The sequence below is a fragment of the Methylomonas sp. MED-D genome (genome assembly GCF_050276835.1).
GTDB lineage: Bacteria > Pseudomonadota > Gammaproteobacteria > Methylococcales > Methylomonadaceae > Methylomonas > Methylomonas koyamae_A.
This window is the reverse complement of the sequence record NZ_CP189965.1, coordinates 328,202-343,177: the sequence shown is the minus strand read 5'-3', so window position 1 is coordinate 343,177 and position 14,976 is coordinate 328,202. Positions and strand designations below refer to the sequence as shown.

Below are 14,976 nucleotides of genomic sequence, written 5' to 3'. Positions count from 1 at the left end.
TACAAAAAGGCTCGCCAAACTGGCGAGCCTTAGATCCTCAACCGACGCCGCAATTTACCGATACCAATCGCGCAACCGATAGGGTTCGTTGCGGCAAGTCAACTGGTTGGCGCAACGCTACTCCAGAACCTCCGCCGTTCGTCGCCCGATGCCGAAGCTCTCCAACACCATCAAGCCAACGCCGACGCAGATCGCCGAATCCGCAATATTAAAGACGGGCCAGTGCCAATCCCGGTAAAAAACATCGAGAAAATCGATCACATAACCATAGGCCACTCGGTCTATGAGGTTGCCTATCGCGCCGCCCAACACCAGCGACAAGGCCCAGGCCATCATGGTTTCGTGCCGTTTCAGCCTGTACAGCCAAATGCCGATAATACCGCTCATCACTACCGCCAGTCCGGCGAACAGCCAGCGCTGCCATCCCCCGACCTGGGCCAGAAAACTGAACGCGGCGCCGGTATTGCGGGCGTAAGTCAAATTGAAATTCGGCAACAGCGGAATTGATTCGTAGAGCTGAAAGTGGGCGTCGATCGCCAGTTTGCTGGCCTGATCGAGCACCAACACCAATACGGAAACCCATAACCACTTAAGCATACAATCGCGTCTCGCCTACGCCCGCCACGTTCTCGACGCACCGGCCGCACAACTCCGGATGCTCCGGATGTTCGCCGATGTCGTAGCGCTGATGCCAGCAGCGCACGCATTTTTGTTGTTCGGAGACGCTGACCTTGACCTTCAAGCCGTCGATGTCGGTTGCGACCGCATCGTCCGGGCAGAATCGCATATCGGAAACGCCGGCGTTCGACGTAATGAAGATGAAGTGCAGCTCCTTGCCCAGCTTGTTCAATTCCGCGCCGTAGACCTCGTCGCAGTAAAGTTCGACTTCGGCATTCAACGACGCGCCAATCGCCCCGTCTTTACGCAGGGCTTCCAGTTCCTTGGAAACCGCCGCGCGCACCGCCATGACCTTCTCCCAAGTGTCGCGATTGATCGTGGCATCGGCCTCCAACGGGAACAGGCCTTGGTACCAGGTTTCCATAAATACCGATTCGCCTCGCTGGCCGGGAATGACAGACCAGATTTCGTCGGCGGTATAGCTGGTAATGGGTGCCAGCCAGCGTACCAACGCCTCCACCACGTGATACATCGCAGTTTGGCCGGAGCGGCGCGCCAGACAATCTTCCCTAGCGGTGTATTGCCTATCCTTGACGATGTCTAGATAGAAGCCACCCAAGTCTATGCTGCAAAAATTCAGCACTTTTTGATAGATCACCTGGAATTGGTAGCTGTCGTAAGCGGCCTTGATTTCTTCCTGCAACTGCCAGGCCTTGTCGACTACCCAACGGTCCAGCGCCAGCAAGTCATCCTTGGCGACCAGATGATGCGCGGGATCGAAGCCGTCCAGATTTGCCAGCAAAAAGCGCGCGGTATTGCGCAAGCGGCGATAGGCGTCGGAAGTGCGTTTCAAGATTTCGTCGGAGACCGACATTTCGTAGCGGTAGTCGGTACTGGCCACCCAAAGCCGCAACACGTCGGCGCCCAGCGATTTCATCACCGTTTGCGGCAGCACCACGTTGCCCTTGGATTTGGACATTTTCTTGCCTTCGGCATCGACCGTGAAGCCGTGGGTCAACACTTCCTTATACGGCGCGACGTCGTTCATCGCCACCGAGGCCATCAGCGACGACTGGAACCAACCGCGATGTTGGTCCGAGCCTTCCAGATACAAATCGGCCGGAAATTTCAGTTGCTCGCGGCGTTCCAACACGGCGGCGTGGGTCACGCCGGAGTCGAACCAGACATCCAACGTGTCAGCGACTTTTTCGTAGTCTTCCGCTTCGGCACCCAATAACTCAGCCGCATCCAGCTCGAACCAGGCATCAATGCCGTGTTGTTCGATACGCTGCGCGACTCGTTCGATCAATTCGGCACTGCGCGGATGCAGCTCGCCGCTTTCTTTATGCACAAAAAAGGCAATCGGCACACCCCAGGTGCGCTGGCGCGAGACGCACCAGTCCGGGCGATTCGAAATCATCGCCTCGATGCGTGCCTGGCCCCAATCCGGCACCCAATCGACGCGCTTGACTTCGTTCAATGCAGTGTCGCGCAGACCATTTTGGTTCATCGAAATAAACCATTGCGGCGTGGCGCGGAAGATGATCGGGGTTTTGTGCCGCCAGCAATGCGGGTAGCTGTGTAGCAAGGCATGGTGGTGCAACAGCTTTCCGCGTTCGCGCAACACGTCCAGTACTTTGTCGTTGGCACTGAATACGTGTAGGCCGGCGAATAACTCGGTACCGGGCAGAAACACGCCGTTACCGCCGACCGGATTATCGACCGGCAGGTCGTATTTCATGCCGACCACGTAGTCTTCCTGGCCGTGGCCGGGCGCGGTATGCACGGCGCCGGTACCGGCATCGGTGGTGACGTGTTCGCCGAGGATGATAGGCACTTGCCGGTCATAGAACGGATGCTCCAACAACAAGCCTTCCAGCGCGTTGCCCTTGCAGTAGCCGACGATGTGGTGCTCGCCGATACCGTAACGCAACACGGCGTCTTTCAACAAGGCCTCGGCCAATAGCAGCCGCTCGGTCTGGCCGTCGATCTCGCATTGCACCACGGCGTATTCCAGCTCCGGATTCAAGGCCACGGCCTGGTTGGCGGGCAAGGTCCACGGCGTGGTGGTCCAGATCACCACCGACAGCGGGCCTTTACCTTCGCGGTCGCCGGCGTGATGGCATTTTTCCATGAAGGCATGCTCGTCGACGACGGCAAAGCGCACATCGATCGCCGGCGAGTGCTTGTCCTCGTATTCGACTTCCGCCTCGGCGAGCGCCGAGCCGCAATCGGTACACCAGTGCACCGGCTTGAAACCCTTGCTGAGATGACCCTTGGCGGCGATGCGACCCAAGGCGCGGACGATGTCGGCCTCGAAGGCGAAATCCATCGTCAGATAGGGATTGTCCCAATCGCCCAATACCCCGAGACGAATGAACTCTTCTTTTTGAATGCCAACCTGTTTCTTGGCGTAAGCGCGGCATTCCTTGCGAAATTCGGCCGGCGAAACCTTGACGCCGGCCTTGCCGACCGACTTTTCAACCATCAATTCGATAGGCAAACCATGGCAGTCCCAACCCGGCACATAGGGTGCATCGAAACCGGCCAGGGTCTTCGATTTGACGATGATATCTTTCAGGACCTTATTGACGGCATGACCGATGTGGATCGCGCCGTTGGCGTAAGGGGGGCCGTCGTGCAACACGAACTTGGGCCGGCCGGCGCAAACCTCGCGAATTTTTTGATACAGCTGGTTTTCGTTCCACTGTTTCAGCATCTCCGGCTCGCGCTGGGCCAGATTGGCTTTCATCGCGAACTCGGTCTTGGGGAGGTTCAGGGTTTGTTTGTAGTCCATGCTCGTATCTGGATGGGCGAATCGACGCCGAGCGAGCGAAAAGCGCCGGTATCGATTAGCCTGATGAATTAAATGGCATAATTGAACGAGCGATTCTAGCATCATTAACTGACCGCTAGAAAGCGTGGACTGCGGTTATCCAGCCGAATGACGGCCGGAATCCGACGGGCGCTATCCGCTTGACGCGGATGTCAAAGAGAGAGTCGTGTCAGACCCTGTGTCGCAACCAGTACAGCCAGTAGACGCCCGCAATCAAGGCGCTGACGGCGACCGCGGTAAACGGATGGTCGTAATCCAAAAGGTTGGACATTCGCAATGCGGCGGAATCCCCCGTTATCGCGATGGCGGATTCGGCAAACTGCGCCACAATAAAGGCCATACCGAAATAAATCATGGTCCAAAAGTGAGTGCTTTTTGGCATAATGAACCCCCTTCTCGTTATTATAATTTTGATTCGCTATTATATTAGCGCTAATTTCGGTTTTTGCAAGTCACTTCCCTACACCTGCGGCAAGGAGTCGAGATGTCCAACAAACCCGCCCTCACCTCGGTCGCCATTCACCCACTGATCGCCAAACGCTGGAGTCCCAGGGCTTTCGCCCCGGATCGTCCGGTATCGGCCGAAGACCTGACCGCGTTACTGGAAGCCGCGCGCTGGGCGCCCTCCTGCTTCAACGATCAACCCTGGCGCTTCGTGGTTTGCGACAAATCCACCCACCCGGACGCTTGGGCGCGGGCTTTGGAAATCATCAACGACAAAAATCGGCTATGGGCCCGCCACGCGCCGGTACTAATCCTATCGGTCGCGATGGCGAACTTCAACCACAACGGCCAAGCCAACCGTTGGGCGATGTACGATACCGGGGCGGCGGCCTTAAACCTATGCCTGCAAGCCGGTGCGCTGGGCCTGGCGAGCCATCAAATGGGCGGTTTCGACGCGGCGGCGGCCCGGCAAGCTTTCGGCCTACCCGAGCAATGCACGCCGATGGCGATGCTGGCGATCGGTTATCAAGCGGACGCCGAGGAACTTCCCGAGGAATTTCGAACGGCCGAACTGGCGGTTCGGAGCCGCGCTGAACTGCGGCAACGTGCATACTTCGGCCACTGGGACGAATAATCCCGGCGCCAGGCAGGTAAAATCGCCGTTCGAAGAATCTCTTGAAACCTCAAGGATTTCGCGCGTCCAGACCAAGCGCGCGTCTAGCCGCCTTATGTCGCGCGTCGCAGGGAGCGCCATATCGTCGTCGCCGGAGCCCATGCCATGAAACATTCTAGAAGCTCTTACGCCCGCAGCCTGATAGAAGCCAGTTTGGACCCCTTGGTAACGATTAGCGCCGACGGCAAAATCATGGATGTAAACCGAGCTACCGAAAAAGTCACCGGCGTCCCACGAAAAGCCCTGATCGGCAGCGATTTTTCCAATTACTTCACCGAGCCACAGAGAGCCCGAGACGGTTATCAGCTGGCCTTCTCGCAAGGCACGGTGATGGACTACCCGCTAGCAATCTGCCACGCCTCCGGCAAAATCACCGAGGTGCTCTATAACGCGTCGGTATACCGGGACGAGGAAGGCAATGTTGCCGGCCTATTCGCGGCGGCGCGCGACATCACCGCGCTGAAAAAAGCCCAACGGGAACTCGAATCGGCGATCGCCCAAATGCAATTGATTCGGGAAATGACGGACTTGTTGCAGAGCTGCCAGAAAACGGACGAAGCCTACCCGATTATCAAAACGGCGCTGGTCGCACTGTTTCCCAACACCGAAGGCGGGGTTTACATCATGGAACCGCAATCCCGCGCACTGACTCTGGTGGATCAATGGGGCCGGACGGACTTGGAAAAACTGTTCATGCCGAACGATTGCTGGGGCATGCGGCGCGGGCGAATTCATATCGCCGGCGACGGACGCGCCATCAATCCAATTTGCCGGCACGTTAAGCAAACGACCGCCGCTTATATTTGCATTCCGCTACTGGCCCACTCTCACGGATTAGGCCTGATTCACATCGAGTACCACTTAGGCGGTATGGACCCGGAAGAAATTCAGCGCAAATTCTCGATTGCCGAAACCGCGGCCGACAGCGCCCGTCTGGCGCTCGCCAATCTGACCTTGCGCGAGGAATTGCATGCGCTATCGATACGGGATCCGTTGACCGGACTGTTCAATCGCCGTTTTCTAGAAGAAGCAGTGGATCGGGAGCTGGTCCGTATGCACCGAGCCGACCAAACGCTGGCAATCGCCATACTGGACATCGATCACTTCAAGAGGCTGAACGACACTTACGGACACGACACCGGCGACGAGGTATTAAGGCAAGTCGCGCAATTGATGAGTCGCTTCCGGCGCGGCAACGACATCGTCTGCCGATACGGCGGCGAGGAATTCGTCATCGTCATGACCGAAATCGCCGTGGACGCCGCCGTCGAACGCCTGAATTCGCTACGGTCGGCGGTGGAAAGCCTGTCTTACAAAACCGAAACCGGGACCAGAACGAGCGTCACGGCCTCGATCGGTATGTCGCTCTATCCAGAGCACGGCGATAACCGCCTGGATTTGATTACCCGCGCGGATCAGGCCCTGTATCTGGCCAAAAACGGCGGCCGCAACCGGGTTGTCGTCGCGGATTGACGCAAAGTACTCAATGCTCCGCGCCGACGCGCGGCGGGTAGGCAAACGGTTTGGCCAGCGGCTCGCCGACAAAAATACCTTGACCGGGTTGCGCGACGCTCTTCCAATAAGCCTCGATCAGGCTGCTGCCGCGTAAATAAAAGTACATTAGTACACCCGGATTGGAAAACTTGGCCGGAAAATTACACGGCTCGACCACCGCGCCGTAACTGCCGGTCGCCCCGGCCCGCAACCATTCCCGAATGTTCATTTGATCGCTGCCCGACATCACGCCGCCCGACGACGTCAAATGATCGGCCACCGCGCCGGGCAAATAGCGGTTATCGGCAATATGCGGCACTCTGGTCAAGCCGGTAAAATAAAACATCACATCCTGCCGACCGGCAATGTAATCCTGTTCCAAATAATACACCGGCCAAAACTGACTCAAACCCTTGGCGATTTCCGGAAACAAAACGGCCCGCGAGCTGCGCGCCTTATCCGAGGTTTTCAGCAAATAGGCCGCGCCCTTGGGCTGACTGTAGTCGGCGGCGACACCGGTATCGATCAAGCGCTTGGCCTCCTCGAACGTCGCACCGGCCACCGCCATCGTCGGTCGCCAGCCGTGCGCCTTAAAAGGACGATCGGTTTCGGACGCGTAATACGGATTCCCACGGGTTTGCTGACAGCCATTCGCGCAAAACGCCGAATCGAAACCGGCCGCCAGCGCGGTCGTAATCGACATACATTCAACCCGGAACGGTTGCAACCAAGTGATCGCATACGCTTGCACGGCTTCCGGCGTCCGCTGGTCCAGCTTTTGTTTCAGCGCCGTGAATTCCTGCTTAGACATGACCGGTCGATTCGGCGCGAAGCTGACATGGATGATCTGATCGGCCGGGATGCGCCGCTTGACCTGATAATATTCGCCAATGCGCCGGCTCAACGGATCGGCGTCATTTACAATGACCGCCAAATCGGCCGCCTCCAGCGCCGGCGACGGCTGATAGAGCGGCGAAATCGCCGCCAGCCCGGCCCGCGAGCATACGCCGCTCGCCAATAAAGCGATTAACGCCAAGTTGAGGATTCGAAGATAGGACACCGGGGAACTCCAAAAAGACGACTGCCGACGAGTAAAGCTAAACCGCCAATGTAGTCGGCACTGGCCTAAATGCAACCAGGATTTGTAAAATCCCCAAACCAATGCGCGGGCCACAAGATAGCTGTTCGATCGCTTAGCCGACCGAATAGTTCAGGCCCCACCTTCGGTCAAAATACAATTCATTCGCGGAAAAAATCAGATGGACGCCATAGACAATATCCCCACCGTCGCCCACGTTATCCAACAGGCGGTTGCCCCGGTGTTTCTGCTGACCGGTGTCGCCGGCTTGTTGAGTGTCCTAACTAACCGGCTTGGCCGAGCTGTAGACCGGTTTCGGACGCTGTCCAAGCTGGCCGGAGAGGAAGGCGACAAACACTATGCCGAGATGCAAACACTGGCCAGACGCGGCCTCTGGATTCGCTGGGCGATTACGTTGTGCACGGTGTGCGCGCTATTGATTTGCTTATCGATCGTCACGATGTTCCTAGGCGTCCAGGTCACGGTGGATCTGTCGAATTTGGTGTCGACGCTATTCGTCGCGGCGATGCTGGCATTGATTGCCGGATTGTTATGCTTTTTGCGGGAAATTTCACTGGCGACCGGCATCATCGCGCCGCGCCGCCGGCAGCGGCATCTGAATAAATAAGCGGACTAATGACCGTTCTCGGTCACAATCACGCCGATGCCGTTTTTCTGCAGCAATTCCTTGATCGTCGATACGCTGGCCGGGTTGTCATAGGGGCCAATCTTGACACGGTGCCAAATGGTTTCGCCGACCTTCGCTTTCTCGACGCGAGATTCTATCCCCAACAAAGCCAGCTTGGCCTTATGCCGCTCCGCTTCCGCCGCCTCGCGAAACGAGCCGGCCTGCATCACGTATTTGGTCGCCTTGGTTTTGCCGACCAACTGCTCGCGCACCCGTGTCTTGATTTCGTAATCGGGGACCACGACTTCGGCCTGCGGCAGGATGGTATAAAACTCGTAACGCGGCTCTTCCGGCTCCGCCGGCGCGGCCGTTTCGGCTTTAGCCTCCTCGGGCTTGGTCTCTTTCGAATCCACCTTGGCCGGCGTCGGCGCTTGCACCGGCAATTCGCGCTTGACGATCTCGGCGGCCGGCGGCGTCGCCGATTCCGGCTTGGCGGCGGTCAGTTCCGGTACCATTTTGCGGATCATATTCAAAAACACCACAAAAGCCGCCACCAAGCCGATCACAACCAACCAACGCCACGGCGCTATCCCTTTTTTCTGGGGGCGCCTGCGGCTATTGGCATAACTGGCCGACTGGACGCGATGTTTGTAATCTCTGGCCATTTACATCGCTTCTGGAGCGTTAATTTTCAGCAAGGTCAAACCATTAACCAGTACCTGCTTGACCGCGCAAATCAAATTCAGGCGGGCATTGCATAAGCGCTCGTCATCGACCAGGAATTGGTGGGCGTTGTAATAAGCGTGGAACTGGTTGGCCAACTCGCGTAGATACTGAATCAATTGGTGAGGTTCATATTGAACGGCGGCCTTTTCCAGCACCTCCGGATACTTAGCCAAGGTGGTCAACAACGCGCTTTCCTGTTCCTCGGTCAGCAAGTTTAGATTGGCCAGGCCCAATTGCGGATCGCGGCGGCGGCCTTTCTCGTCCAACTGCCGTAACACGGCGCACACCCTGGCGTGCGCGTATTGCACGTAGTACACCGGATTTTCGTTGGTTTTCGAGGTCGCCAATTTCAGGTCGAAATCCATATGCTGCTCGGACTTACGCATGACGTAGAAAAAGCGGCAGGCATCCCTGCCGACTTCGCCGCGAAGCTGGCGTAGCGTGACGAACTCGCCGGATCGCGTGGACATTTGCACCTTCTCGTCGCCGCGATACAACACCGCGAATTGCACCAGCAGCACTTTCAATTTGGCCTCGTCGGCGCCCAGCGCCTGCATCGCCGCCCTCACCCTCGGAATGTAACCGTGATGGTCGGCACCCCAAATGTTGACGATCCGGTCGAAACCTCGATCCAGCTTATTCATGTGGTAGGCAATATCGGACGCAAAATAGGTGGTCTGCCCGTTATCGCGCACCACCACTCTATCCTTCTCGTCGCCGAGCCGACTGGACGCGAACCAAGTGGCGCCGTCCTGCACGTACAAATACCCGGCGTCTTCCAAGCGCTTCAATGCGGTTTGCACCGACCGGTCGTCCATCAGCGAGCGTTCGGAAAACCAGTGCTGGTAACCAACGCCGAATTCTTCGAGATCGTCCTTGATATCAGCCAGAATCTCATTCAGGCCGGCATCGAATACCGCGCCGTAAGCCTCGGCACCCAACAAACTTTTAGCGCGTTCGATCAGCGCATCGATATGCTTTTCCTTATCGCCGCCTTGCGGCTCGTCGGCGGGCAAATCCGCCAGCACTTGCTCCACTGGCCGACGGTAGGCCTCGCCGGCATTTCGCTGCAGATTCGCCGCGATGTCGCGAACGTATTCGCCGCGATAGCCGTTGCTCGGAAACGTCAAGACTTCGCCTACGGCCTCCAAATAGCGTAGCCAGACGCTGGTGGCCAAAATATCCATCTGTCGGCCGGCATCGTTAACGTAATACTCGCGTTCGACCTCGAAACCGGCCGCTTCGAGCAGATCGGCCACCGCCGAACCGTAGGCGGCTCCCCGTCCGTGCCCGACATGCAAGGGCCCGGTCGGATTGGCGGAAACGAATTCGACCTGTACCCGCTGGCCTGCGCCGATCGTGCTCAAGCCGAAACCGGCGCCGGCGTCCAGGACTTGTTTGACGACTTCGAACTGACTGTCGGGATTAATGAAAAAATTGATGAAGCCGGGGCCTGCGATCTCGACTTTGCTAACCAACGTATCGACAGGCAACGCTGCCACGATTTTCTCGGCCAGAACTCTGGGAGAGGATTTGGCCGGCTTGGCCAACAACATCGCTAGATTGGTCGCGAAATCGCCGTGCTGGGCGTCCTTGGTCCGCTCCAGATTGATTTGAGCTTCAAAATCGCTGTCGAGTATGCCTTCCGCTTTCAGTGCGTTAACGGATTGTTGTAACAGAGATTCCAGCGTTTGTTTCATTGCGTCGGTCGATGCGGATTCGTCGAAAAATGTTCGCCATTATCCACGAAAACCCTAGCGAAGGCTAGAACGCTCGCCGAACAGCGCCGTGCCGATCCGCACCAACGTCGAGCCTTCGGCGACCGCGGCCCGCAAATCGCCACTCATGCCATAAGACAAGGTATCCAACCCAGGCAGATTCAACGCCTGAACCACCGAGCAAAGCGAGCGGTAAGGCTGGCATTGCGCGGCATAGTCGGATTGCGGCTCGGGTATGGCCATCACGCCGCGCAACCTCAACCGGGGCAACTTCGCCACTTGTTCGACCAACGCCGGCAGCTCGGCCAGCGCCACACCGGATTTACTGGCTTCACCGCTGATGTTGACTTGCAAGCAAACATTCAACGGCGGCAGATAATCCGGCCGCTGCTCGCTGAGCCGCTCGGCGATTTTCAGTCGATCGACGCTATGCACCCAGGCGAAATGCTGGGCGATCGGCTTGGTTTTATTGGATTGAATCGGCCCGATGAAATGCCAGGAGATCGCAAACGCCGACAATGCCTGCTGCTTTATCAAAGCCTCCTGTAGGTAATTTTCGCCGAAATGGCGCTGCCCCCAACGATAGGCGGCGGCCACGTCGGCGGCGGGTTTGGTTTTACTGACTGCCAACAAACGCACGCATCCGGTCGCCCGGCCGACGGCGATCTCGGCGGCACGCAATTCGGCGGTCACCGCCGCGAAGCGCTCTGCTATCGTCGTCATGACGACTCATCGCTCCGCTTACCCACGAACAAACGGGAAAACAACAAGCCGGACTCGAACAGCATCCACATAGGCACGGCCAACAAGGTTTGCGACAAAGCATCCGGCGGCGTCAAAAACATCGCAACCACAAACACACCGACGATGACGTAAGGACGCTTTTCGGCCAAACTTTCCGGCGAAACGATGCCGGCCCAAACCAGTACGATCGTAAAAATCGGTACCTCGAAGCAAACTCCGAACGCAAAAAACATCCCCAATACAAAATCGAGATAGGTGGCGATGTCGGTCATCACAGCGACCCCGGCCGGCGCGGTCGCGGTCAAATAACCGAACACCAACGGAAACACCAGAAAATACGCAAATGCCGCGCCGCCGTAAAACAACAAGGTACTGGCAACCAATAGCGGCAATACCATCAGCTTTTCATGGCGGTATAAACCCGGCGCGACGAAGCCCCAAAACTGATAGAGAATAAACGGAATAGCGGCGAACACCGCGACGACGAAGGCCAGCTTGAACGGCGTGAAAAACGGCGAAGCGACGTCGATAGCGATCATCGAGCTGTTTTTAGGCATGTGCGCCAACAGCGGCTCCGCCAAATAGGCGTAAATCTCGTTGGCATAGCTGGCGGTACCGATGAACACCAACAGTACGCACAACACCACCTTAAGCAGGCGGTCGCGCAATTCGACGAGATGACTGAAAAAAGATTGTTCGCTATCCTGCGGATTTGGGCGGGTCATTGGGCTGATCGGTCTCGGTCGGCGCCTGCAAGCTAAAGTTGATGTCGTCCACGGCGGACTGGGTGTCTCTCAAGGCCTGTTGCAATTCGTCGGTTCCGATTCGCTGTTGCAACAATTGCCGCATTTCCTCGGCCTGCAATTCCTGTTTGATTTCGGCCTTGGCGGTCGAAATGATGCCGCGCGCCTTACCCACCCATAAACCCGCGATGCGCGCGGCCTTAGGCAGCTTTTCGGGCCCCAGCACCAGAAGGGCCACTAGCCCTATCATCAGCAACTCGGAAAAACCGACTTCGAACATGGCTTAGACCTGATCTTTTTCTTTATGAGTCACTTCGCCTTCCAGGGTTTCGCCATTTTCCTTAGCTAACGACTTATCGGATTCACCTCCTTCCTTGACCGCCGAACGAAAACCCTTGATCGCCTCGCCCAGATCGGCACCGACGTTTTTTAAGCGCTTGGTACCGAAGACCAGAACCACGATCACCAACACCACTAACAAATGCGGAATACTGAAGCCCATGACTCGCTCCTAATTAATTCGTTTGGGAAGATTGACGCTGCGCTTTTTCTTGAAGTCCGGACAAGCCGAAACGCCGGCGCAACTCGTTCAACACGGCATCCGGGCCCAGCCCTTGATGCGCCAGCAACACCATGCTGTGAAACCAGAGGTCGGCGACTTCGTAGACAATCTTTTCCGGATCGCCGTCTTTAGCGGCCATAACCGTCTCGGTGGCCTCCTCGCCGATCTTTTTTAGGATTTGATCCAGACCTTTGGCGTAAAGACCCGCCACATAAGACTGATCGGCGGATTGTTGCTTGCGCTGTTCGAGAACTTCGGCAAGTTGGTGCAGAACGTCGCTCATTCAACCAGGGACAATGGTTAATAAAGTCAAAATCATAACACGACCGCCGCAAAAACCGACGGGCAAAAAAAACCTCCCAGCGCTTGCGCGGTGGAAGGCAAAAAACCAAGCGGAGTACTTAAGAAGGAGGTTACCGCTCGTTATTACAACACCAGGAGGTAGTTACAAATTCGGGATCAGCCGTTGGACTGAGCTTTGGACATATTGCTAAACATCGACGTCGCCGCAAACAGAACCGTCGAGACCAAAAACAAACCGGACATAAAGTTCCAAATCCCGGCAAAAAACAAAGTACCGATCAGAATATCTTTTTTCATGCCTTGCATCGCTTTCATCTCCTCTCAACCTTGCCCTTGACAAGATTCCATCTGTTTGCTTTTCAGTTGCCGCATACTATACAGTACAAAAAAAAGTTTACAATTCGGAATTTATTAAATAAATTGTATCCATTAGAGAAACAATTAGCGTATTAGCACGCCTATCCCCCCCAGACGACCAAGGAGGTTTCGATGGATAAACTGACCAGCATGAATGTGTTTGTACGCGTCGCCAAAGCCGGTAGCTTTGCCGGTGCCGCCAAGGACTTGGACATTTCCAGGGCGATGGCCACCAAACACATCATGCAGCTCGAAAGCGAATTGAACACCCGCTTGTTCAACCGCACCACCCGCAGCCTAAGTCTAACCGAGGCCGGCGAAGCCTATTTGGAACGCTGTCAGCAGGTGCTGTTGGACGTCGCCGAGATGGAGTCGGCGGTCACCCATTTGCAAACCGAACCGCGCGGCATGTTGAAAATCCTGGCGCCGCCGGTCATTGGCGCCAGCCACATTTCGCCCGGACTGACCGAGTATCTGAAAAACTATCCGGACCTGTCGGTCGATATGGTGCTAAAAGGCGGCCAGGTAGACCTGATCGACGAAGGCGTCGATTTGGCGATTTACCTGGGCCAACTTAACGACACCAGCTTGGTCGCCCGCAAAATCGCCACCTCGTCGCTGGTGGTTTGCGCTTCGCCGGAATATCTGAAGCTGCACGGCACTCCTCAAGATCCGGAAGACCTGGAGGATCATAGCTGCTTGATCAACTGGGCGATTCCGCCACGTAACAAATGGCGTTTCAAAGGCATTCTCGGCGAACGGACAGTGACCGTGACCGGCCGGATGCAGGCCAATATGGCCGACCCGATCCGCAATGCCGCCGTCAACGGCCTTGGCCTGATCATGCTGCCGCGCTACATCGTCGGCCGCGACATCGAACAAGGTCGCTTGCAAGTGGTGATGGAACAATACGGCATCACCCCGCTGGAAATTTACGCGGTTTATCCGCACCGCAAATATTTGTCGGCCAAGGTACGATCTTTTCTGGACTTTATCCAAGCTTGGCTGCCGCATCGCATCGGCATGGATCCGCCGTGAACGACCTGCAAGCAAAATGGGACGCGATCTATCAAGCCGCCCACCAACCAGGACCGCCGACCGAAGTGCTGGCTGAACACCCCTTCCTGTTACCGGCCGAGGGCTCTGCGCTGGATCTGGCTTGCGGATTAGGCGGAAATGCTTTGTATTTAGCCGAGCAAGGCCTGCGCGTCCAAGCCTGGGACATCTCCGCGCGCGCACTGGAAATACTGGCCTCCCACGCCAAGCTAAGATCGCTCGACATCACCTGCCGGCAACACCGTATCGAAGCCGACAGCTTGCGCAATCAGCTATTCGATGTAATTGTCATCAGTCGTTTTCTTGACCGCACCCTGTGTAATGCGATAATGACGGCCTTGAAGCCCGAAGGCTTGTTGTTTTATCAAACCTTTATCCGCGACAAACCGGAACCGATCGGCCCCAGCAACCCCGCTTTCCTGCTGAACCGCAACGAATTGTTACAACTGTTTGCCCCGCTGACGCCGGTATATTACCGGGAATACGCCCGCACCGGCGACTTGCGGCGCGGACCACGCAACGAAGCGGCCTTCATCGGACAGAATACCAACCTTGACTCGACACCATGATAGACAATCTCGACCCCAAACAAGCCTGGGCCTTACTGCAGAACAACCCATCCGCAGTACTGATCGACGTTAGAACCGCGATCGAACACGGTTTCGTCGGCCATCCGCCTAAAGCGATACACATCGCCTGGAAGGAATTCCCCGGCATGCAACTCAACCCGACCTTCGTGGAGCAGGTGCAACAACACGCCCCGGACCCATCGGCGCCGATTTTGTTGTTATGCCGCAGTGGCGTCCGCTCGGTCGAAGCCGCCAAAGCTCTGGAAGCGGCCGGCTACCGGCATTTGGTCAACATCCTGGAAGGCTTCGAAGGCCCGCTGGACGAGCAAAAACACCGCGGAAAACTCGGCGGCTGGCGTTTCCACGGCCTGCCCTGGGAACAAAGCTAAGCCGTCGCAAGTATTTTTCAGTATCGAGGCAAGCGCCT

At 56.7% G+C, this 14,976-nt stretch carries 18 protein-coding genes; 6 read left to right on the top strand and 12 right to left on the bottom strand.

All coding sequences use genetic code 11. The features are described from left to right. Positions 1 to 117 precede the first annotated feature (117 nt). From lspA to ACQE3E_RS01525, 3 genes are all read right to left on the bottom strand, one after another. Positions 118 to 597, bottom strand: coding sequence for a signal peptidase II (gene lspA, locus ACQE3E_RS01535; protein WP_071160292.1), 480 nt, complete (start codon positions 595 to 597; stop codon positions 118 to 120). Beyond that, positions 590 to 3,415, bottom strand: a complete 2,826-nt coding sequence (gene ileS / locus ACQE3E_RS01530; protein ID WP_313729272.1) for an isoleucine--tRNA ligase — start codon at positions 3,413 to 3,415, stop codon at positions 590 to 592. The genes lspA and ileS overlap by 8 nt, the downstream gene beginning before the upstream one ends. 208 nt (positions 3,416 to 3,623) lie before the next feature. Next, on the bottom strand, positions 3,624 to 3,836 hold the full coding sequence (locus ACQE3E_RS01525) for a hypothetical protein (RefSeq protein WP_139306337.1): 213 nt from the start codon (positions 3,834 to 3,836) through the stop codon (positions 3,624 to 3,626). A gap of 102 nt (positions 3,837 to 3,938) precedes the next feature. Here ACQE3E_RS01525 and ACQE3E_RS01520 point away from each other — a divergent pair, with 102 nt between their 5' ends. Then, positions 3,939 to 4,532: a nitroreductase family protein gene (locus ACQE3E_RS01520; RefSeq protein ID WP_313729273.1), complete on the top strand. Its 594-nt coding sequence runs from the start codon at positions 3,939 to 3,941 to the stop codon at positions 4,530 to 4,532. Positions 4,533 to 4,676: 144 nt separating this feature from the next. Continuing rightward, positions 4,677 to 6,044, top strand: a complete 1,368-nt coding sequence (locus ACQE3E_RS01515) for a sensor domain-containing diguanylate cyclase (protein ID WP_064029048.1) — start codon at positions 4,677 to 4,679, stop codon at positions 6,042 to 6,044. A gap of 10 nt (positions 6,045 to 6,054) precedes the next feature. On the opposite strand, the gene ACQE3E_RS01510 is transcribed toward ACQE3E_RS01515, so the two are convergent. Further along, entirely contained in the window at positions 6,055 to 7,125 is a 1,071-nt protein-coding gene (locus tag ACQE3E_RS01510) for a TIGR03790 family protein (protein WP_313729274.1), read from the bottom strand. 199 nt (positions 7,126 to 7,324) lie between these two features. Between ACQE3E_RS01510 and ACQE3E_RS01505 the strand changes: the two genes are divergently transcribed. Then, positions 7,325 to 7,771: a DUF2721 domain-containing protein gene (locus tag ACQE3E_RS01505; protein WP_064029046.1), complete on the top strand. Its 447-nt coding sequence runs from the start codon at positions 7,325 to 7,327 to the stop codon at positions 7,769 to 7,771. Positions 7,772 to 7,776: 5 nt separating this feature from the next. Here ACQE3E_RS01505 and ACQE3E_RS01500 read toward each other — a convergent pair whose 3' ends face one another. From ACQE3E_RS01500 to ACQE3E_RS01465, 8 genes are all read right to left on the bottom strand, one after another. Next, positions 7,777 to 8,436 carry an SPOR domain-containing protein gene (locus ACQE3E_RS01500; protein ID WP_313729275.1) on the bottom strand — a complete coding sequence of 220 codons (660 nt, stop codon included), beginning with the start codon at positions 8,434 to 8,436 and terminating at the stop codon, positions 7,777 to 7,779. Continuing rightward, positions 8,437 to 10,197: an arginine--tRNA ligase gene (gene argS, locus ACQE3E_RS01495; RefSeq protein ID WP_313729276.1), complete on the bottom strand. Its 1,761-nt coding sequence runs from the start codon at positions 10,195 to 10,197 to the stop codon at positions 8,437 to 8,439. A gap of 54 nt (positions 10,198 to 10,251) precedes the next feature. Beyond that, on the bottom strand, positions 10,252 to 10,938 hold the full coding sequence (locus tag ACQE3E_RS01490; RefSeq protein WP_313729277.1) for a YggS family pyridoxal phosphate-dependent enzyme: 687 nt from the start codon (positions 10,936 to 10,938) through the stop codon (positions 10,252 to 10,254). Next, on the bottom strand, positions 10,935 to 11,684 hold the full coding sequence (gene tatC / locus ACQE3E_RS01485; protein WP_064029038.1) for a twin-arginine translocase subunit TatC: 750 nt from the start codon (positions 11,682 to 11,684) through the stop codon (positions 10,935 to 10,937). Before tatC ends, ACQE3E_RS01490 begins: the two co-directional genes overlap by 4 nt. Continuing rightward, complete coding sequence (gene tatB, locus ACQE3E_RS01480) at positions 11,659 to 11,982, bottom strand: Sec-independent protein translocase protein TatB (RefSeq protein WP_313729278.1); 324 nt, start codon at positions 11,980 to 11,982, stop codon at positions 11,659 to 11,661. The genes tatC and tatB overlap by 26 nt, the downstream gene beginning before the upstream one ends. Positions 11,983 to 11,985: 3 nt before the next feature. Next, positions 11,986 to 12,204: a Sec-independent protein translocase subunit TatA gene (gene tatA, locus ACQE3E_RS01475; protein WP_064029034.1), complete on the bottom strand. Its 219-nt coding sequence runs from the start codon at positions 12,202 to 12,204 to the stop codon at positions 11,986 to 11,988. Between the two features lie 13 nt (positions 12,205 to 12,217). Further along, positions 12,218 to 12,547, bottom strand: coding sequence for a phosphoribosyl-ATP diphosphatase (locus ACQE3E_RS01470; protein WP_064029032.1), 330 nt, complete (start codon positions 12,545 to 12,547; stop codon positions 12,218 to 12,220). Positions 12,548 to 12,723: 176 nt separating this feature from the next. Continuing rightward, positions 12,724 to 12,882 carry a hypothetical protein gene (locus ACQE3E_RS01465; RefSeq protein WP_313729279.1) on the bottom strand — a complete coding sequence of 53 codons (159 nt, stop codon included), beginning with the start codon at positions 12,880 to 12,882 and terminating at the stop codon, positions 12,724 to 12,726. Between the two features lie 174 nt (positions 12,883 to 13,056). Here ACQE3E_RS01465 and ACQE3E_RS01460 point away from each other — a divergent pair, with 174 nt between their 5' ends. From ACQE3E_RS01460 to ACQE3E_RS01450, 3 genes are read left to right on the top strand one after another with little or no spacing between them, the layout of a single operon-like run. Next, on the top strand, positions 13,057 to 13,962 hold the full coding sequence (locus tag ACQE3E_RS01460) for a LysR family transcriptional regulator (protein WP_064029030.1): 906 nt from the start codon (positions 13,057 to 13,059) through the stop codon (positions 13,960 to 13,962). Beyond that, a complete protein-coding gene (locus ACQE3E_RS01455) occupies positions 13,959 to 14,549 on the top strand; it encodes a class I SAM-dependent methyltransferase (RefSeq protein ID WP_313729280.1) in 591 nt (196 codons plus the stop codon). The genes ACQE3E_RS01460 and ACQE3E_RS01455 overlap by 4 nt, the downstream gene beginning before the upstream one ends. Further along, positions 14,546 to 14,938: a rhodanese-like domain-containing protein gene (locus ACQE3E_RS01450; protein ID WP_064029026.1), complete on the top strand. Its 393-nt coding sequence runs from the start codon at positions 14,546 to 14,548 to the stop codon at positions 14,936 to 14,938. Before ACQE3E_RS01455 ends, ACQE3E_RS01450 begins: the two co-directional genes overlap by 4 nt. Positions 14,939 to 14,976 lie beyond the last annotated feature (38 nt).